This window comes from Actinomadura harenae, from assembly GCF_003696215.1.
Classification (GTDB): Bacteria; Actinomycetota; Actinomycetes; order Streptosporangiales; family Streptosporangiaceae; genus Spirillospora; species Spirillospora harenae.
The window spans coordinates 1-19132 of record NZ_RFFG01000129.1; the positions used below are offsets into that span (position 1 = coordinate 1).

A 19132-nucleotide genomic window follows, 5' to 3' on the forward strand; every position below is an offset into this window, starting at 1 on the left:
TCGGCGCCGCTCCCGGGTTCGCGCCTCCGCAGCAGGCGCCTTCCGGGCCGTACGCGCAGCCCGCGCCGGGTGCCGTCCCGCCTCCGCCCCCGCCGGTCGCCCCGCAGGCCGCCCAGGCCCCCGCAGCTGCGCCCGCGCCGTCGCCGTCGCCGTCGTCTGAGGACGCGCCGAAGACCATGCTGGACGCGAGCCGGACGATGTTCGACGGCGCCGCCGCGAAGCCCGCGGACGAGGAGACCCCGAAGGCGTCGCCCAGGACGCAGCTCGACCAGCCCCTCCCGGACACGTCCCCCTGAGGTCTCAGGGTTCGCCTAAGGGACGGGTAGGGGTCGGGGTCGTCCTGCAGAGTGATGACGATGTGCGCGTCCGCCGCCTAGATTTGAGGCATGGGACGGACAATCCTGACAATCGTTGGTGTCATCATCGCGCTCTGGCTGGCCTTCACCGTGCTCGGGTGGGTCCTGTCGATGCTGAAGTTCTTCTTCATCGTCGGCTTCTTCGCGGTCGTGATCGCGCTCGTCGTCACGCTGGTCTCCAAGAGCTCCAGGCGGCACTAGACGCTCCACCTCCACCTCCACCTCCGCCCGCGGCCCGGAAAGCACGGGAAACGCTTGTCGCGGGGACGTCGATGGCCTGATGATGCCCTCACCGCCGCGTGCCGGGCGGTGCGGGCGGGTCGTCGGCGAGAGGGGCGGATCCATGCCGGTGTTGACCGAGATCCTTCGCGAACGGGCGCGCGAGCACCCGGACAAGATCGCCTTCCACGTGGGAGACCGCGCGGTCTCCTACCGGGACCTCGACGATCGCGTCGACCGGGTGGCGGCGGCGCTCGCGGCGTCCGGCGTCGGACCGGGCGACCGGATCGCGATCCTCGACAAGAACTCCCTCGAGTACGCCGAGCTCCTGTTCGGCGCGGCCCGGATCGGCGCCGTCCTGGTCCCGGTCAACTACAGGCTCGCGCCGGACGAGGTGGCGTTCATCGTCACCAACGCGCGCGCGCGGATCCTCGTCGTGGGGCCCGATTTCACCCCTGTCCTGGACGCGCTGAAAGACCGCTTGGAACACACCGCGCGCACCCTGGTGCTCGGCACCGATTACGAAGACTGGGTCGAATCCGAGGTGGCCGCACCGCCCGCTCACGAGGCGAAGCCCACGGACGTGTTCGTGCAGCTCTACTCGTCCGGGACGACGGGGTCGCCCAAGGGCGTGATGCTCACCCACGACAACTTCGCCACCGCGCTGCCGATCACCCAGGAACTCTGGGGCCTGGACGAGTCGACCGTCCTGATGGTCGCGATGCCGCAGTACCACGTGGCGGGCAGCGTCCTCACCGTCGGCGTCCTGTTCGACGGGCTGACCGGCGTCATCGGACGCGAACCCGACCCTGTCCTCATCGCGCGCGCGATAGAGCGGCACAAGGTCACGCACATCTTCCTCGTCCCGGTGCTGCTCCAGTTCATGCAGATGCTCCCGGACGTCGGCGCGTGCGACCTCTCCAGCCTGCGGCTGATGCTGTACGGCGCGTCCCCGATCAGCGAGGACGTGCTGCGCGGCGCGATCGCGATGCTGCCCGGCGTCGCGTTCATGCAGGTCTACGGGCTGACGGAGACCACGGGCGCGATCACCTACCTGCCCGTCGCCGACCATGATCCGGACGGTCCGCGCGCCGCGCGGCTGCGCAGCGCGGGCATCCCGTACCCGGCCTGCGAGCTGCGCATCGCCGACCCGGCGACGCTGGAGGAGCTGCCCGCGGGACGGGTCGGCGAGATCCTCTGCCGGACGCCGCAGAACATGGTCGGCTACTGGGACCTGCCCGCCGCGACGGACGCCGCGCTGCTCCCGGACGGCTACTTCCGCACCGGCGACGCGGGCTACCTGGACGAGGACGGCTACCTGTTCATCCACGACCGGGTGAAGGACATGATCATCTCGGGTGGGGAGAACATCTACCCGGCCGAGGTCGAGAACGTCCTGATGGGCCACCCTAAGGTGACCGACTGCGCGGTGATCGGCGTCCCCGACGACCGCTGGGGCGAGACCCCGAAGGCCCTGGTCGTGGCGTCCGCCGAGCTCGGGCCGCAGGACCTGATCGACTACTGCCGGGCCCGCCTGGCGCATTTCAAGTGCCCGTCGACGGTCGAGTTCCGCGACGCCATTCCGCGCAACCCCACGGGGAAGATCCTCAAGCGTGAGCTCCGCGAGCCCTTCTGGGAGGGCCAGGACCGCGGCGTCCACTGACGCTCACCCCCGCGCGCACGAGTCGCTCCTACAAGGACTCGTGCGCGCGCCGGGGTTCAGGAGAAGTTGACGGTGGCGGTGACGGGCCGGTGGTCGGACGAACGGACCGGGGACGCCGGGACACCGCAGCTGATCTTGGCGGAACGCGTCGCGAAGACGTAGTCGGCCTTCTCGGTGGCCTTGCCCGAGGCGTCCTGGAGGGTCGGGTCGCCCGCGCGCTGCCCGTCGCACTCGGAGTAGATGCTGTAGAACGCGTCCAGCGACTTCGCGCGCGGCTTGTCGGTGAAGTCGCCGCCGATGATCACGCGGTCGGCGTCGGCGAGGCCGAGCAGCGTCTGGGCCTGCTTGGGACGCCACGTGCCGTCCGGGTCGTCCCCGGGGGCGGACGTGCTGAACTGCGCGGTGCAGACCCGCGCGCCCCACGTGGCGACCGTCCCGCAGACGGCGATGCGGCCGTGCCCGGGCTCGGACGGCAGGCCGGTGTGGTGGACGTCGGACAGCGGCTCGCGGGTGGCGATGGCGAGGCCGAGGTGGCCCTCGCCGTTCACGCAGGCGCGGTCGGTGCGGTCGTCGGCGGCGGGCTGCGGCGCGAACGCCCAGCTCCAGGACTTCAGCCGGCCCAGCGCCTTCAGTGACTTGACCTGCGAGGAGCACACGCGCTGCAGCAGCAGCGCGTCCGGCTGGACGACCTTCCCGGCCACGGCCGTGGACGCCAGCTGCCGGTCGATCCGGCGGACGAGACCGGCGGGGTCGCCGCCGAGCGGGCAGCCGGGCTCGGCGTCGCCGCAGACGTCCCAGGTCACGGTGGTGACGGAGGCGGGGCTTTGGGCGCCGCTCTGGGGACGTCCGGCGTCGGTCGACCCGAGGGCCGGACTCTTCTCGATCGCCGCACCGGCACCTGCCAGGGCGACCACGACGCCGGCGCCGACGACGGCGACCAGGGGAATCAGGGCGCGGGGGGCTCGCACACGTACTCCATCAGGGAATCAGCGGGGGTCTGGGGGGAATCCCACCACATCAAGATCGACCTCGCCAGCGGAACGAGACGACCATCTCGGACAACCTACGCCTTACGCGGACGTTCTTCGGCACTCTCCCCGCATTCGGTCTTCCAGCGCCCCACGGACCCCGTGGGGCGCACTCTCCAAGATGCGACTCCACCGCACTTCACGGCACTCCGCGGTTCGACGCATCAGCCCGCTCCATGGATGCGGGCCGATACGGCCTTCAGATGCGGTCTTCAGATGCGGCCTTCAGAAGTGCACGGAGACCACCCGGGGCGGGCGGTCCGCGCGGCGGTGACGGGGGGACGCCGCTGCTCCTGACGGCGTCCCCCCGTCCTCCCCGCCACCCGCGGCCATGCCGCGGGACGCGCCGGCCGGTGGCCCCGCTCTCCACCGGGCCGGCATCAGGGAGCCGCGATCCCGGCATGAGAGCCGGGACCGAGGTCGGGATCGGCGTCGCGGCCGAGGTCGAGACCGGGGCCGCCGAACGTGCCCGTCCGCCGGATGGTGTGCCAGCGCAGCCGCGTCCCGAGCACCGCGGTCACCACGGACTGGACGACGACCAGGTACAGCAGCTGCCGGTAGACGACCTGCTGGAGCGGCATCGTCCACAGCGGGCGCAGCCTCTCGCCGTCCAGCCAGAGCGCGTAGCCGCCCGCCGCGACCTGGGCGAGCGCGAACAGGCTCCACATCGCCAGGGGCGCGACCGGGTCCATGAACACCAGGCCGAACACGGCGAACAGGTCCACGGCGGGCGCGAACAGCGGCAGGATCACCTGGAACGCCGTGAGGTAGAGCAGGCAGCGGCGGCCGAACGGCCCGCGCTCGACCAGCGCCCGGCGGTGCTTCCACATCGCCTGGAGCGTCCCGTAGCACCACCGGTACCGCTGCCGCCAGAGCTGCCGCAGCGAGGACGGCGCCTCGGTCCAGGCGAGCGCGTGCTCGGCGTAGACGACCCGCCAGCCGCCGCGGCAGATCGCCATCGTGAGGTCGGTGTCCTCGGCGAGCGTGTCGGTCGGGACGCCGCCGACCGACACCAGCGTCCGGCGGCGGAACGCGCCGATCGCGCCGGGGATGGTCGGCATGCACCGCGCGAGGTCGAACATCCGGCGGTCCAGGTTGAACCCGATGACGTACTCGAGGTGCTGCCACTTCCCCAGCACGCCCTTGCGGTTCGCGACCTTGGTGTTGCCGCTGACCGCGCCGACCGACGGGTCGGCGGCGAGCGGCGAGACCAGGTGCCGCAGGGTGTCGCGCTGGAACACGGTGTCGCCGTCCACCAGCACCAGGATCTCGCCGCGCGAGGCGGCGATCCCGACGTTGAGCGCGTCCGGCTTGCCGCCGTTGGGCTTGCGGATCAGCCGGACGCCGGGCGGTGCGAGCCGCTCGACGATCTCGGCCGTCCGGTCGGAGGACCCGTCGTCCACCACGATGATCTCGAGGGGCCCGGGGTAGTCGGTGTCGACCAGGGTCCGGACGGTCGCCGCGATCCCCGCCTCCTCGTTGTAGGCGGGGACGACCACCGACACGGGCGGCGCGGCGGAGGCGTCCGGGGCCGTGCCGTCGCGCGGCCTGATCGCCCGGTACAGCGGGCTCCGCCGCGCGCGCTTCCGGTGGACGTGCGCGAACACCAGCAGGACGGCCAGCCGCAGCGCGGCGAGCACCCCGGCGATCACGAACAGGATCCGCATCCAGTCGGTGAGCGCGGACGCCGTGCGCTGCGCCGCGACGAGCGTCCACCCGATCGCCTTCTCGGACGTCGTGGCGGGCACGTCCGCCGGGGGCAGGCCCATCGCCCGCGACACGGTCGTGAACCGGTATCCGCGCGCCTGGAGCCTGGTGATCATCTGCTCGACGGCGGCGATGGTCTCGGTGCGGTCGCCGCCCGCGTCGTGCAGCATGACGATCGCGCCCCGGCCGTCCTTCTCGGCGGCCAGCGCCGACTGGACGATCTTGTCGACGCCCGGCCGCTGCCAGTCCTCGGTGTCGGTGTCGGTGAGGACGAGCAGGTAGCCGTCGCGTCCGGCCCGCTCGGCGGCGCGCCACTCGGGGGCGGTCAGGCCGTCCGGCCTCGACGAGTACGGCATCCGGACCAGCCGGGTGTGCACCCCGGCCGCCCCGGCGAGCGCCCGCTGCGTCAGGTCGAGTTCGAGCCGGTCGCGCCAGGCGGGCGCGGTCGCCATGTCCACGTGCGTGTACGTGTGCGAGCCGATCTCGTTGCCCTCGTCGATCATCCGCTTGACCAGCGCGGGCCGCCGCGCGATGTGCGCGCCGATCGAGAAGAACGTCGCGTGCGCGTCGTGCCGCTTCAGGACGTCGAGGAGGCGCGGCGTCCACGTGGGGTCGGGGCCGTCGTCGAAGGTCAGGGCGATCGTCTTCGGCGGGGTCCGCATGCTGTGCGGGGTGCCGCCCGCCATGTTGACCACCGGTCCGCCGGACGTCACCGCCTCCGGCGCGGGCGGGGGCTGGCTCTTCGGCTCGTGCCTGGGCGCCTCGCCGACGGCGCCGTTCGCGAATCCGTCCAGCAGGAGCAGCAGGATCAGCGCGAGGCTGCCGAGACCCATGAGCACCCAGTGCCCACGCGGCTCGCGCGCCCGCCCGGCGGCGGGGGCGCCGCTTCTCCTGCGCGTCCCGGGACGCGCGGATGCGGGACGGCCCCGCCCGGCGGGCTGGGCCCGCCGCCGTCCGCGCGCGCCGGTGGGACCGCGCCGACGACCTGCCCTGTCGTCGGTGCTACCTGGCGCGTCGGCGGACGACGGCGGGGGTTCGTGGGGATCCATGGTCATTCGTGGGGATCCCTGGTCAGCCGTTGTTCTTCGGCCGCTTGGTCTGCCCCGGAGTTGTCGCCTTGCCGTTCCCCGGACGGGTCCGGGTGGGCAGCGGGGCGGGCGTCGCCGTCTTGCTCGGGGTGACGGCGGACGAGGGCTTCGGCGCCGAGGACGGCGAGGAACCGCCGGTGGGCGCGGGCGAGCGGCCGTTGGCCGTCCCCCCGTTCGGCCCGTTCGCCGCGGGCGGCACGGCCACCGGGGGATTCCCGCCCGGCCGCTCCTGGCCATGCGGGATGGTCTTCGGCTGAAGCGCGGGCGTCCGGCTCTTCTTGTGGTGCTGCGTCCCCGGGACGGCCGTCCACGGCGTCCCCGGCACGCTCGCCCCGGTCGCGACGCCGACGCCGATCGCGACGAGGAACGCCGCGAGCAGCCCGCCGCAGGCGATCCCGGCGCGCCGGCCGACGCGGCGACGCCGTCCGGACAGGTCCACGAAGACGGGCGCGGACTCGACGTCCTCGGGCTCCGCCGCGGGTGAGGGGCCGGTCGGGGTCGCCCACAGCGGGGTGACCGGCGCGGGCGCGGGGGCCTCGGCGGACGTGCGGTGCGGCGAGTAGACCAGCGTGTCGCCGGGCTCGGGCATGCGCCGGGACCGCGTGCGGCCATCGCTCGCGGCGTCGTCGTCGGGCATGCCGGACGGCCCGTCGGGCATGTCGGACGGCCCGGCCGGCGCGGGGGGTCGCGCGGCCGGGTCGGCCAGGGAGATCGTGTCGCTGTCCATGGGCTCCGTCGTCTGATGTGGCGGGGTCACCGGCCGGGGAACCGGTGACCCCGCGCGGACCGCGTCCGGCGTGACGGGGGCGGCGCCGGGGGCGTCGCGGTCTCAAGGGGTTCAGCGCCGATCGCTCCGCATGTGTCACACCCACTCCCAACTGATTGCAGAATGGCGGGCGTGAACGAAGCGGCGGAGGCGGACGACGGCCCGCTCGACCGGGCCGTGGAGGCGGCCCGGGAGGGCGACGAGGCCGCGTTCCGCCTGCTCTACCGGGATGTGCAGCCCCGGCTGCTGCGTTACGTCCGGGGCATGGTGGGCGAGGACGCCGACGACGTCACCTCCGAGGCGTGGCTCCAGATCGCCCGCGACGTGCGCACCTTCGAGGGCGGGATCGACGGGTTCCGCGGCTGGGCCGCGACCATCGCCCGGCACCGGGCCCTGGACCATCTGCGCGCCCGGTCCCGCCGCCCGGTCGCCGACCAGCCGATCGACGAGCTGGTCACCCGGCCGGGCGAGGCCGACACCGCCGTCCAGGCGATGGACGGCCTGGACACCGACCGGGCGCTCGCGCTGATCGCCGGGCTCCCGGCCGACCAGGGCGAGGCGGTGATGCTCCGGGTCGTCCTCGGGTTGTCCGCGCCCGCCGCGGCGAAGGTGCTCGGGAAGAAGCCCGGCGCGGTGCGCACCGCGGCCTACCGGGGGCTTCGCAGGCTCGCCGGGCAGCTCACGCGGCCGCGCGAGACCGCCGCGTCCGCCCGTCCGGACGGCCACGCCCGCGCGCGCCCGGGTGACGGCGCCGCCCCGCGCGGCGCTGAAAGAGATAGTTGATACCTCCCCGACCAGCAAGGACGGGGACCGAGACCGCTCACCGGAAGGGGGTGTTCAGGCTGAGGAACCTGACACATCGGCCCGTCGAACCATGCGCCGCTCCGCGCGGTGTCCCCCGGCCCGCGCCCCCGGACGGTCCCCAGACGTTCCGAAAAGGCCGAGCATTCTTCGCATCGCGCCCTTCCGAGAACACCCCGCGCTTGTGGACGCCCGGCCTTTCCAGGCCATGTGGAGAATTCCGGGCGCCGAGCATCGGATCAGAGATGCCGCTCGTCCGCGGACATCGCACGCCGGTGACGGCCGGGGACGAAAGAACGACGCGCATGGAGGTCGTGATCCGCACCGGACCGGACGCTCATGCCTCCATGGCCAAGGAGAGCCGATGAACGACCGGCACCCCGATGAGGAGCTCACGCCGGAGGCCGCCGACGGCCTCCTCGACGCCTTCTCCGCCGGTTCCCGGCCGGACGCCGCGGACCCGCTGACCGCCATGCTGTCCGCCGCGTCCGCGCCCGGCCGCCCGGACGAACTGGCCGGGGAGGACGCCGCCGTCGCCGCCTTCCGCTCGGCCGCGGCGGCTCCCGCACCCACGCCCGCGGCGGCCGCGACACGCGTGCTGCCCGCCGTCTCAGGACGCCACCGTCGCGGCGGCGGCCGGGGGCTGAAACGCCTGCTCACGGTCAAGGTCGCCATCGCGGCGCTGGCCGCGGCGTCCCTCGGCGGCGTCGCGCTGGCGGCGGGCACCGGGAACCTGCCCGGCCAGGCCCCCGCGCACTCGCACCGGTCGCCGCACCCGAAGCCGTCCAAGAACCATGGCGGGACGGAGGAGACGTCCGGCGTCGATCCGACCGGTCCGTCCGGCTCGCGCAAGCCGCCCGTTCCGGGCTCGTCCGCGCCGTCCACCGGCAAGCCGTTCGACAAGGGCAAGGACGGCGAGGGAAGCGGCAACGGCCACCAGGGCAACCCGCACGGCCAGCCTCCCAAGACCGGAAAGCCGACCCCACCCGGAAGCGGAAACGGAAATGGGAACGGCAACGGGAACGGAAATGGCAACGGGAACGGCAACGGAAATGGGAATGGCAACGGGAACGGCAAGGGCAAAGGTAAGGGCGGCGGCGACATCGAGACCCCGTCCAGCGAACTAGACCCGGGCAGCAAGAAGGACCCGGCCTCCGCCCAGAACTGACCCCAGAGACGACCCGGGCCCGCCATCCCCTTTCGGATGGCGGGCCCGGCCCGTTCCCCGTCTAGTCGAGCAGCCCGGTGACGGTGCCCGCGCCGACGGTCCGGCCGCCCTCACGGATCGCGAAGCCGAGCCCCTCGGCCATCGCGACCGGGCGTCCCAGCTCGACGGTCATCTCGACCGAGTCGCCGGGCAGCGCCATCGCGCCCTCGCCGCCGAGGTCCACGTCGCCGACCACGTCGGTCGTGCGGAAGTGGAACTGCGGCCGGTACCCGTGGAAGAACGGCCCGTGCCGTCCGCCCTCGGCCGCCGTCAGCACCCGCACCCGCGCCCGGAACCGGACGTGCGGCCGGATCGAGCCGGGCGCCGCGATCACCTGGCCGCGCCGGATCTGCTCCCGGCGGACGCCGCGGAGCAGCACCGCCGCGTTGTCCCCGGCCTCGGCCCGGTCCATGGTCCGGCCGAACGTCTCCAGGCCGGTCGCGACCGTCCCGAAGGTCTCGCCGAACCCGACGACCTCGACCGGGTTCCCGACCCGCAGCGCGCCCTGCGCCACCACGCCGGTCACCACCGTCCCGCGCCCGGTGATCGTCAGCACGTTCTCCACCGGCAGCAGGAACGGTCTGTCGAGCACCCGCTCGGGCACCGGCACGTACGCGTCGACCGCGTCGAGCAGGTCGCCGATCCGGGCCGTCCAGTACGGGTCGCCCTCGAGCGCCCGCAGCCCGGACACCCGCACGACGGGGATCTCCTCGCCGGGGAACCCGTACTCCGACAGCAGGTCGCGGATCTCCAGCTCGACCAGGTCGAGCAGCTCCGCGTCCTCGACCGCGTCCGCCTTGTTCAGCGCGACGACGATGTGCCGGACGCCGACCTGCCGCGCCAGCACGATGTGCTCCCGCGTCTGCGGCATCGCCCCGTCCAGCGCCGACACCACCAGCACGGCCCCGTCGATCTGCGCCGCGCCCGTGATCATGTTCTTCACGTAGTCGGCGTGGCCCGGCATGTCGACGTGGGCGTAGTGCCTGGTCGCGGTCTCGTACTGGACGTGCGCGATGTTGATGGTGATCCCGCGGTCCCGCTCCTCGGGGGCTCGGTCGATCCCCTCGAAGGGCACGGCGGACGCCAGCCCGCGCTCGGCGAGCACCTGCGTGATCGCCGCGGTCAGCGTGGTCTTGCCGTGGTCGACGTGCCCCATCGTCCCGATGTTCAGGTGCGGCTTGGCCCGCTCGTAGAGCTCCTTGGCCATGATCTTTCCCGTTCTCACTCGTCGTGGTGAGAACCCCGCGCAGGCGCTTCGGCGCCGCCGCGCGTCAGGTGGTCCACCCCTCTCCGCTGGTTCTCCGGGGTGGCACGGAGAGGGGTCAGCTTCGGGCGCCGCCGTCGAGGGGGAGGACGGCCGACACCGAGCTCAGCGGACCGAGGTCCGCGAGCTGCGAGGTGCCGGCCGCCAGGAACATGCCCCTGACATTACGGACCTGTCCCCCGAATATCGACCGATTTTTCCGCCCCGCCTGGTGCCCCGACGCGGGACGGCGGTCCGAAGGGTCCGATCATGCGCGCATAGACTGCGAAAGGTGACGCAGACGACGAACAGACACCGGGTCACCAGCGAGGTCGGACGGCTCCGGACCGTCCTGCTTCATCGGCCGGGGGCCGAGCTCAAAAGGCTCACCCCGCGCAACAGCGCCAAGCTGCTGTTCGACGCGATCCCCTGGGTGGGACGCGCGCAGGAGGAGCACGACGCGTTCGCCCAGGCGCTCCGCGACCGCGACGTCGAGGTCCTCTACCTCTCGGAGCTGCTCCAGGACGCCCTGGAGTTCGAGCCCGCGCGGGACGAGGCGATCGCGCAGCTGATCGGCGACCCGCGCTGGGGCGACCAGCTCCGCCGCGTCGTCGAGGGCCATCTCCGCGACCTCCACCCCGAGGACCTGGCGCACACCCTCGTGGCGGGCCTCGCGCACGAGGAGCTCAAGACCGCGCACGGCCTGGTCTACCGCCTCATGGACGAGCTCGACTTCATCATCGACCCACTGCCGGGCCTGCTGTTCACCCGCGACTCCAGCGCGTGGGTCGGCGACCGCGTGGCGCTGACGAGCTTCGCGATGCCCGCGCGCCGCAACGAGTCCGCGCTCACCGGCCTGATCTACCGGCACCACCCGCGGTTCGCCGGGATCCGGCCGGTCTACGACCCGTCCATGGAACACGTCGAGGGCGGCGACATCATGCTGCTCGGTCCGGGCGTCGTCGCCGTCGGCACCGGCGAGCGGACGACCCCGGCGGGCGTCGAACGCCTGGCCCGCCAGCTCTTCGCGGCCGACCTGGCGCACACCGTCCTGGCCGTCCCGATCGCGCAGGAACGCGCGACCATGCACCTCGACACCGTCTGCACGATGGTCGACGTGGACACCGTGGTCATGTACCCGCCGGTCGCCTACTCCCTCGAGGCCTTCACGGTCACCGCCTCGAACGGCGACCTGAAGGTCTCCGGCCCCCGGCTCTTCCTCGACGCCGCCGCCGAGGCCATGGGCCTGGACCGCCTCAAGGTCATCGACACCGGCCTCGACCCGGTCACCGCCGAACGCGAACAGTGGGACGACGGCAACAACACCCTCGCCCTGGCGCCCCGGGTCTGTGTCGCCTACGAGCGCAACGTCGAGACGAACGCCCAGCTGGAGGCGGCGGGCATCGAGGTCATCCGCATCACCGGCAGCGAACTGGGCACCGGCCGGGGCGGCCCCCGCTGCATGTCCTGCCCCATCCTCCGGGACGCCCCGCCGTCCCCCTGACGCAAGAAAAACGGCCCCCGGGACGAACCCGGGGGCCGGACGTGGTGGCTCGGGCGGTGTCGACGGGGGCACGACAGCGCCCGAGCTTGAAGAGGACCCTACAAGGTGAACCGGTGGTCCGACTAGCCGGGGTATGCCCGACTTATTGAGGTTTCGCGGCAGACGGCGCCCGGACCGTCCGCATCCGGCCCCCCGAGCGGCTCCGCCAGGTCCGCGATCTCGATCAGATCGGGCAGCACCCCGGCGGTGACCCGGCGCTCGGCGCCGAACCGCGGCGCGTGAAGCCGGGCCCACACCGTGGTCGTCCCGTCCTCGTGCCGGACGCCCCACCCCTCGGCGAGCGTCTCGACGATCCCGAGCCCGCGGCCGCCGAGCGAGGACAGCGTCCCCGGCCCGCGCCGCGGCTCCGTGGTGGCGCCCCCGTCGCTCACCGCGATCTCGATGAGATCTCCGCGCCGCGTCCAGGACACCCGGACCTGCCCCGAGGGCAGCGGGCGCGCGTGCCGCAGCGCGTTGCTGATGAGCTCGCTCACGATGACGCTGGCGTCGTCGACCACCGACGGCTCGACTCCCGAGGCCGTGAGCTCGGAACCGAGGCGCCTGCGCGCGACCGCGACGCTGGACGGCGCGTGAGGCAGCAGTACCACGCTCGACGCCCTCACCTCCCCCTGGCTCCCCGTACCCGGATGACCCCCGTCATTCCGATACGACCGAAATGCCCATTACAGCCAATCCCGAAACCGGGGCGAAACGCCCGCGCGCAGCCCCTCACCGGCTCCACGCATCCTCACCCCCCGCTCAACGGACCGTCATGATGGATCTATCCAGCACCCGCCTTCTTTACTCCTCGCGCGCACGTTTCGTCCGTCACACCATGCCAACCCCACACTTTTCCGCCCCCACCCCCACTCACCTCAGTCAAGACCATGGCCCCATCCGGCCACCCGCCCAAAGCCAAGCCCCCACTCGGTCGCCGCCTCCGCCATGTCATGGCCCGAGCGGGATGAGCGGCGGTCGGGGCCCTGGTGGAAACGATCTTCGCGAAGTAAACTGAACGTTCAGTTCACTTAGGGAGGACCTCCATGAGGATCTGGTTCATCACGGGTGCCTCGCGTGGCTTCGGTCTGGAGATCGCGCGCAAGGCCCTGGCCGAGGGGGACGCGGTGGTCGCCACCGCACGCGACGCCGAGCAGGTCGAGGCCGAACTCGCCGGCGCCGGTGACCGGCTGCTGGCCGTGAACCTGGACGTCACGGACGAGGCCGCCGTCCAGCGGGCCGTGGCCGCCGGGGTCGAGGCGTTCGGCCGTATCGACGTGCTGGTCAACAACGCCGGCCGGGGGCTGCTGGGAGCGGTGGAGGAGGCGTCCGACGCCGAGGTCCGGGCGGTCTACGACGTCAACGTGTTCGGCCTGCTGGCGGTGACCCGGGCCGTCCTGCCGGTGATGCGCCGCCAGCGGTCCGGGCGGATCCTGAACATCACCTCGGTGGGCGGGTTCACCTCCGGCCAGGGGTGGGGCGTCTACGGTTCGACGAAGTTCGCGGTGGAGGGCATGAGCGAGGCGATGCGCGTCGAGCTCGCCCCGCTGGGCATCAAGGTGATCATCATCGAGCCCGGCCTCTTCCGCACCGACTTCCTCGACGACTCCTCACTGCACACGACCGGGCAGGTGATCGAGGACTACGCGCGGACGGCCGGTCGGACCCGGGTCTGGCGGACCGAGAACAACCACGCCCAGGCCGGTGATCCGGCGAAGGCGGCCGCCGCGATCGTCTCCATCGCGGGGGCCGGCGATCCGCCGGTCCGGCTTCAGCTGGGCGCCGACTGCGTCGCCCGCGTCGAGGCCAAGCTCCAGCAGGTCAAGACCGAACTCGACCAGTGGCGCGAGGTCGCCGTGGCGACGGCCTACGACGATGCCCGCTGACAAGGAGCTCGCTCCCCGCAGCCGTCGGGTGCGCGAGGCGGTGCTGCGCGCCGCCACCGAACTGCTGGCCGAGGGCGGGCTGCCGGCGGCGACGGTCGACGCCGTCAGCGCCCGATCCGGAGTGAGCAAGGCGACCATCTACAAGCACTGGTCCAACCGCATCTGTGTCGCCATCGACGCGTTCGCCCTGCACATGGCCGAGGTGACCCCGGTGCCCGACACGGGCTCGGCACGTGAGGACCTGACCCGGCAGGTCCGGAACGTCGCCGCGTTCTACGCCGGTCCGGTCGGCCAGGTCTACGCCCAGCTCCTGGCGGCCACCGTCACCGATCCAGGTGCTGCCGAACTCCTCCGGCACCGCTTCCTGGAGGGACGCCGCGAACTGATCCGCCAGATGTGGCGAGCCGGAGTGGAACGAGGTGAACTGCGCACCGACATCGACGTGGAGATCGCCCAGGACGTCCTGTTCGGCTCCATCATCTTCCGCCTCGTCAGCGGCCACGCCCCCCTCACCCCCGCCGAGGCGGAGGCCATCGCCGACGCCGCCCTGACCGGCCTCCTCACCCGACCGACCCACGACCCGAACCGCACCAGTCCTCGGGAGTAGCCGCCGAGAACGCCCCACGGGCACGCGGCCGCCGAGCGGGGACGACCAGAGCGTCATGGCCGATGACTCCACGACCACCGGCGTCCTCGCCTTCCCAGTCTCCAGCCAGGGCCCGGCACGTCCAGAGCGAGGGCCTTCTCATGCATCCGGGCGTTCCCCGAGGCACACGTGAAGGCGGTGTCGTCCTGGTCCTGGGGCGGGACAGGGGGCGTTGGAGATTGGTGTGCGCGGGTCAGGGAGTCTGGCGGAGGGTTAGGCGCATGCGGGTGCCGGGGCCCTGGGGGGCGGGGTGGGCGGTGATGGTGCCGTGCTGGGCCTCGGTGAGGCGTTTGACGATGTAGAGACCGAGGCCGATGCCGCCGAAGCGGCGTCGGTCTCCGGCCTCGCCCTGGACGAAGCGCTCGAAGATGCGTTCGTGGTCGCCGGGGGCGATGCCGATGCCCTCGTCGGTGACGGTCACGATCAGGTTCTGGTCTTCGGAGGTGGCGCGGACGCGGACGACGCCGCCGTCCGGGGAGTACTTGAAGGCGTTCTCCAGGAGCTGGCCCAGGACGATGTCGGTGGCGAGCGCGTCCCCCTGGCAGAACGGCAGGTGGGGGTCGAGTTCCAGCTCGACCTGGTGCAGCGGGGACAGGGAGCGGAACCCGGCGACGACGCCGGTGATGACGTGCGCGAGGTCGAACGCGTCGATGGTGACGGCGAGTTCGTCCGCCCCGGCGCGTGAGCCGAGCAGCAGGTGCTCGACCAGCCGTGCCAGGGACTCGGCGCGGTCGGCGATGGTGGCGACGGCGGCGCGCCGGTCGGTGTCGGGGAGTTCGTCCCAGCGGTTGACGAGCGTGCTGGCGAAGCCGCGCACGACCGTGATCGGGGTGCGCAGCTCGTGGCTGGTGGTGGCGAGGAACAGGTCCTTCGCCTCCTCGAGCGCCTTGGCCTCGGACACGTCGCGGAAGTCCACGACCAGTTCGTCGGTCTCGGCGACCTCGGCGGCCAGCACCTCCAGCCACACCCCGGACGGCAGCCGGAGCGTGCGGATGCTGCCGGGCGCCGGCGCGTCGAACGGCAGCGGACCACCGAGCGCCCGCTCGGTCGGGACACCGGTGAGCCGGGTCGCGGCCGGGTTCCACTGGCAGACCAGGCCGTCCCGGTCGAGCACCGCGATCCCGTCCGCGCTCGCGTCGATCACCGCCCGCTCGTGCGCACGCTGCCGGACGGCCTCGGCGTACGCGACGGCGTTGCCGACCGCGACCCCCGCGTGCCCGGCGAGGAGCTCCAGCAGCTCCAGCTCGGTGTGGCCGGGGCGACGGCCGGAGAACAGTGCGTAGAGCGCGCCGTACGGCCGGTTCTGCAGATACGACAGGCCGAGCGTGATCGTGTGCAGCCCGGGCAGCTCCGACCAGATCAGGTCGCCGAGCCGCTGCGCACCGCTGGCCAGCTTGACCGTCTTGCCCGTCCGCAGCAGCTCCCCGACCAGGCTGGACCGCAGGTCGGCGGTCGCACCGCGCATCCGCTCGGGCAGACCGGCCAGGCTGACCAGCCGCAGCCGCTCACCCTCGATCCGGACGAACCCGGACGCGTCGGCGCCGGTCAGCTCGATCAGCGCCGCGGTGATCCGGTCGAGCACCACGGCCAGGTCGAGCTCGGCGTTCAGGTCGGCGACGATGTCGTTCAGCCGCCGGACGAGCCGGGCCCGCTCGGCCATGTGATGCTGCGCGACCTCGTCCTCCTCCACCGGGTGGTAGACACCGACCCAGCCGAGCGTGTCGCCCTTCGTGTCCCGGAGCAGGCTCGTGTCGATCCGGACGTCGATCAGCCTCCCGCTCCGGCAGAACCGGCGCGTGGCGATCGAGATCCGGCCGCTGTCGCCCTCCCCGGCGCGCCGCGTGAGAAGCCGCTCCTGCACCGCGTTGTGCTCGGCGGTCAGCTCGTCCGGCACGATCGGCGGCACCCGCCCCATCATCTCGGCCGCCGTCCAGCCGAACATCCGCTCGGCCGCCGGGTTCCACACCGTCACACGGTGCTCGTGATCCACGGCGACGATCGCGTCGGCGGCGCTCTCGATGACGGCGCGCGCGATCGGATCGTGAACCTGGAGCTGCACGCCCTCATGCTGCCATCGCATCACCTCGTCCTGCCGGGCAACCGCCCGTGAAAGGTCTCAACGCACCACTCCCTCACGTCGAAAACCATCGCCTCCCTCCACGCACAGCCGCCCCTCGCGTCCCCACGCCACAACCAGTCTCCGCCGCCCCACCCGCCAGGAACAGCCGTGCCCCGACCTGTGGATAACCCTCAAAGTCCGCACCTCACAGCACCTTCGACCCCAGTGCGGCACCCCCGGCCCTCCATCGCGGCCAAGCCGTCACCGAGCACAACACCCCCGCCCCACAAGGGCCACCACGCCCCGGCCGCCACCCTGGCCGCGTACGGCCACCACCAAGAAGCCAGCCCCACCTCATCCCCGACCCACAAAAACCTCCCCGCCCAGACACCCCCACCCCACCCCGTTCCCGACCCCCACGCGACGCCCCGAACGGCGCGCGTGTTCCCTGACTGCTGCATTTCCGTCCTCGACCCACGCACGACGCCGCGACCGCCACGCGTCCGTCTCTGACCGCCGCGTCTTCTGTCCACGATTGCCGAGCGGTCGTCCACGACGTTGCGATGCTCGTGCGGGCTGGCTGTTCTGGGTGGGCCGATGCAGGGGCTCTCGGTCGTCGTCGGCGCGTGCTCGACCGCCGAGCGACGGTCCTCGAGCAGCGAGGGGCCGTCTTTGAGCGCCGAGCCGCCCGCTTCCGCCGCCGTTCACCGGCGCTTATGCGAAGGGGGTGTTTCGGGTGGGGGCGGTTCGTGGGGCCTGGTGCTCCGACCAGGTCCGGGGTGGACGTGGTCGGAGCGGGTTTGGCCTGGTCAGGCGAGGGTGTTGGGCTTGGACTTGCGGGTCAGAGGGGACAGGAGGAGGGCCGCCGCGGCGGCGGCGAGGAAGGAGAAGAGGGAGGCGCTCATCCAGGTGGCGGGGGTGAAGTGGAGGGTCTTCTGGACGTTCTGCCAGAGGTCGGTCCAGTGGGCGACGGTGCCGGGGTTGATGAGCTGGTAGACGACGATGCCGATGAGCCAGGCGACGATCATGTTCCAGCGGGCGGGGGCGGAGCGGGTGGTGTTCCAGCCGCGTCGTCCGCTGCCGAGGAAGAAGTCCGCGGCGAGGACGCCCAGCATGGGGACGAAGACCGAACCGATCAGTGACAGGAATCCGGCGTAGTCGTTGATGTCGAGGGCCAGCGCGAGGACCGTGATCAGGACGCCCAGCGCGATCGACAGGACGCGCCGGTCGGCCCGCGGGACGAGGTTCTGGATCGACACGGCCGTCGAGTAGACGTTCGCGAACGACTGGTCCGCTTCCCGCAGGACGAAGATCGCGAAGATCATCGCGCCCAGCGTGACGTGCAGGAACGGGTCGTAGATCCGGGACGAGTCGCCCGCGACCAGGGCCAGCGCGAAGAGGCCGAGCACGTAGGCGATGATCTGGGTGATCGAGTAGCCGACCGTGGCCGCGCCGAAGGCGGCGCGCTGCGTCCGGGAGTGCCGGGTGTAGTCGGCGGCGACCGGGACCCACGAGATCGACACCGCGAGCGCCGCGTCCGCGCCGATCCAGAATCCGCCCCACGACCCCTGGTTCAGGTCGGGCAGCGGCTCGCGCAGCAGCTGGATGTAGAAGTAGACGAGAGCGACGCAGACCGCGACCGTCACGTAGCGGCGCAGCAGCCGGACGGATCCGAGCGGCCAGATCGTCAGGACGGTCGTGATCACGCCCGCGGCGACCACGTAGACCCAGCGCGGCACGCCGTCGTACAGGGCCCGGGCCGCGCCCGCGATCGTGATCAGCTCGAAGGTGCCCCAGCCGATCAGCTGCGCGACGTTCAGCAGGGTCGGCAGGTAGGACGGCCGGGCCCCGAACAGTCCGCGCAGCAGCACCATCGCGGGCCGGCCGGTGCGCGCGCCCGGGACGGCGGCCAGGCCCAGCATCAGGCCGCCGATCACCGTCCCGACGATCATCGCGGTGATGCCCGCCATGATCGAGATGGTCGGCTTGCCGTCCGCGGTCGGCGCGAGGACGGTGTACGCGCCGGAGAACGCGAGGAGGCTGACGCCGAGGTTGGCCCAGAAGGCCGACTGGTCCCAGAAGCCCAGCACCCTGGGGGCGGGCTGGTCGAGGGTGTACGGGGCCTCGTCGCGCGGCGCGTCGACGGACTTCTCATGCACAGCGGACACTGCACGCTCCCTACGCCGGCATTACCCGGACAGGTTCATGCGGTCGGCGGCGCCGCGTCGTGCCGCCCTCTCAGCCCGGTTGGCCCGAGCTCCCGCGGTGTTCCGTTAAGACGGGCAAATGGTACATCGAACGCTCCAGAGGTGGAACGCCCGAGTTTCGTACCGTGCGCGGGAGCGGGCCTGAGCCGGGGCGTCTCGAGGTCAGGCGATGTGCGGGGGCGCGTCGGCGTGGCCGTCGAGGGGACGGGCCGCCTCCGCCCAGCGCTTCATGCCGCCGTCGACGTTCCTGGCGGTCCATCCCGCCTGGTTGAGGGCGATCGTGACCTGGGCGGAGCGCATCCCGGAGCGGCAGACGACGAAGATGTCGCGGTCGCGGGGGATCTCGGCGGCGCGGTCGTTCAGCTCGCCCATCGGGATGTGGACCGCGTCGGGCGCGTGTCCGGCGTCCCATTCGTACTGCTCGCGGACGTCCAGCAGGTACGCGCCTTCCGGCACCTCGGCGGCGTCCACGGCCGGGACGTCGTTACCGAAGTTCATCCGAACCTCCCAAGAAGCCCCGGCCACGCGGGCCGGGGACCTTCGCAACCTACAGATCCGAGCACGAATCCCATCATGCTCCACGACCTGTCCTAATGGGAGCTGCCGGGTCGGGTTGTGATGCCAGACTCGGTGCCTGGTAGCCGCCGGCGAGTGAACACTCTCGTGTCCAGGACCTGGAGTCCTTGGGTCAGATCGTGTCCTCGCTGGTGGTCAGG

The 19132-nt window shown here is 72.3% G+C and carries 15 protein-coding genes, 1 pseudogene and 1 riboswitch; of the genes and pseudogenes, 8 read left to right on the forward strand and 8 right to left on the reverse strand.

The features are described from left to right. The 3 genes and pseudogenes from EBO15_RS44700 to EBO15_RS37925 all read left to right on the forward strand — a co-directional run. A pseudogene (locus EBO15_RS44700) lies at positions 1–296 on the forward strand (hypothetical protein); the annotation flags it as partial. Positions 297–386: 90 nt separating this feature from the next. Further along, entirely contained in the window at positions 387–557 is a 171-nt protein-coding gene (locus tag EBO15_RS45555) for a hypothetical protein (protein ID WP_199745074.1), read from the forward strand. A 142-nt stretch (positions 558–699) separates the two neighbouring features. Further along, entirely contained in the window at positions 700–2238 is a 1539-nt protein-coding gene (locus tag EBO15_RS37925) for a long-chain-fatty-acid--CoA ligase (protein ID WP_122199305.1), read from the forward strand. A gap of 56 nt (positions 2239–2294) precedes the next feature. Here the strand turns inward: EBO15_RS37925 and EBO15_RS37930 are convergent, their stop codons facing one another. From EBO15_RS37930 to EBO15_RS37940, 3 genes are all read right to left on the reverse strand, one after another. After that, positions 2295–3206, reverse strand: a complete 912-nt coding sequence (locus EBO15_RS37930) for an endonuclease/exonuclease/phosphatase family protein (protein WP_122199306.1) — start codon at positions 3204–3206, stop codon at positions 2295–2297. A gap of 440 nt (positions 3207–3646) precedes the next feature. Beyond that, positions 3647–6028: a bifunctional polysaccharide deacetylase/glycosyltransferase family 2 protein gene (locus tag EBO15_RS37935; protein WP_233616734.1), complete on the reverse strand. Its 2382-nt coding sequence runs from the start codon at positions 6026–6028 to the stop codon at positions 3647–3649. A 16-nt stretch (positions 6029–6044) separates the two neighbouring features. Further along, complete coding sequence (locus EBO15_RS37940) at positions 6045–6788, reverse strand: hypothetical protein (protein ID WP_122199307.1); 744 nt, start codon at positions 6786–6788, stop codon at positions 6045–6047. A 171-nt stretch (positions 6789–6959) separates the two neighbouring features. Between EBO15_RS37940 and EBO15_RS37945 the strand changes: the two genes are divergently transcribed. Further along, positions 6960–7610 (forward strand): RNA polymerase sigma factor, encoded by a 651-nt coding sequence (locus tag EBO15_RS37945; protein ID WP_199745075.1) that lies wholly within the window; start codon positions 6960–6962, stop codon positions 7608–7610. A 382-nt stretch (positions 7611–7992) separates the two neighbouring features. Beyond that, complete coding sequence (locus EBO15_RS45560; protein WP_199745076.1) at positions 7993–8796, forward strand: hypothetical protein; 804 nt, start codon at positions 7993–7995, stop codon at positions 8794–8796. Between the two features lie 61 nt (positions 8797–8857). Here the strand turns inward: EBO15_RS45560 and tuf are convergent, their stop codons facing one another. Further along, a complete protein-coding gene (gene tuf, locus EBO15_RS37955) occupies positions 8858–10042 on the reverse strand; it encodes an elongation factor Tu (RefSeq protein ID WP_122199309.1) in 1185 nt (394 codons plus the stop codon). Between the two features lie 328 nt (positions 10043–10370). On the opposite strand from tuf, the gene EBO15_RS37960 reads away from it, so the two are divergent. Further along, entirely contained in the window at positions 10371–11582 is a 1212-nt protein-coding gene (locus EBO15_RS37960; RefSeq protein WP_122199310.1) for an arginine deiminase, read from the forward strand. A 122-nt stretch (positions 11583–11704) separates the two neighbouring features. On the opposite strand, the gene EBO15_RS37965 is transcribed toward EBO15_RS37960, so the two are convergent. Further along, positions 11705–12229 carry an ATP-binding protein gene (locus tag EBO15_RS37965; protein WP_233616735.1) on the reverse strand — a complete coding sequence of 175 codons (525 nt, stop codon included), beginning with the start codon at positions 12227–12229 and terminating at the stop codon, positions 11705–11707. Between the two features lie 435 nt (positions 12230–12664). Here EBO15_RS37965 and EBO15_RS37970 point away from each other — a divergent pair, with 435 nt between their 5' ends. Beyond that, positions 12665–13504, forward strand: coding sequence for an oxidoreductase (locus tag EBO15_RS37970; RefSeq protein ID WP_122199311.1), 840 nt, complete (start codon positions 12665–12667; stop codon positions 13502–13504). Beyond that, positions 13494–14111, forward strand: coding sequence for a TetR/AcrR family transcriptional regulator (locus EBO15_RS37975; protein WP_122199312.1), 618 nt, complete (start codon positions 13494–13496; stop codon positions 14109–14111). The genes EBO15_RS37970 and EBO15_RS37975 overlap by 11 nt, the downstream gene beginning before the upstream one ends. Before the next feature lie 232 nt (positions 14112–14343). Here EBO15_RS37975 and EBO15_RS37980 read toward each other — a convergent pair whose 3' ends face one another. The 3 genes from EBO15_RS37980 to EBO15_RS37990 form a co-directional block, all read right to left on the reverse strand. Next, complete coding sequence (locus tag EBO15_RS37980) at positions 14344–16230, reverse strand: sensor histidine kinase (RefSeq protein WP_122199313.1); 1887 nt, start codon at positions 16228–16230, stop codon at positions 14344–14346. A 788-nt stretch (positions 16231–17018) separates the two neighbouring features. Beyond that, on the reverse strand, positions 17019–18377 hold the full coding sequence (locus tag EBO15_RS37985) for a purine-cytosine permease family protein (RefSeq protein ID WP_233616736.1): 1359 nt from the start codon (positions 18375–18377) through the stop codon (positions 17019–17021). Further along, a riboswitch (TPP riboswitch) is annotated at positions 18367–18483 on the reverse strand. It overlaps the preceding gene by 11 nt. 95 nt (positions 18484–18578) lie before the next feature. Beyond that, the gene (locus tag EBO15_RS37990; protein WP_122199315.1) at positions 18579–18914 is read right to left on the reverse strand and encodes a rhodanese-like domain-containing protein; all 336 of its coding nucleotides are present in this window, start codon (positions 18912–18914) and stop codon (positions 18579–18581) included. Positions 18915–19132: the final 218 nt, after the last annotated feature.

Coding starts and splice junctions, on each gene's coding strand:
- EBO15_RS45555 (WP_199745074.1), top strand. CDS start 387: ATGGGACGGACAATCCTGACAATCGTTGGTGTCATCATCGCGCTCTGG.
- EBO15_RS37925 (WP_122199305.1), top strand. CDS start 700: ATGCCGGTGTTGACCGAGATCCTTCGCGAACGGGCGCGCGAGCACCCG.
- EBO15_RS37935 (WP_233616734.1), bottom strand. CDS start 6,028: ATGACCATGGATCCCCACGAACCCCCGCCGTCGTCCGCCGACGCGCCA.
- EBO15_RS37940 (WP_122199307.1), bottom strand. CDS start 6,788: ATGGACAGCGACACGATCTCCCTGGCCGACCCGGCCGCGCGACCCCCC.
- EBO15_RS45560 (WP_199745076.1), top strand. CDS start 7,993: ATGAACGACCGGCACCCCGATGAGGAGCTCACGCCGGAGGCCGCCGAC.
- tuf (WP_122199309.1), bottom strand. CDS start 10,042: ATGGCCAAGGAGCTCTACGAGCGGGCCAAGCCGCACCTGAACATCGGG.
- EBO15_RS37970 (WP_122199311.1), top strand. CDS start 12,665: ATGAGGATCTGGTTCATCACGGGTGCCTCGCGTGGCTTCGGTCTGGAG.
- EBO15_RS37975 (WP_122199312.1), top strand. CDS start 13,494: ATGCCCGCTGACAAGGAGCTCGCTCCCCGCAGCCGTCGGGTGCGCGAG.
- EBO15_RS37980 (WP_122199313.1), bottom strand. CDS start 16,230: ATGCGATGGCAGCATGAGGGCGTGCAGCTCCAGGTTCACGATCCGATC.
- EBO15_RS37990 (WP_122199315.1), bottom strand. CDS start 18,914: ATGAACTTCGGTAACGACGTCCCGGCCGTGGACGCCGCCGAGGTGCCG.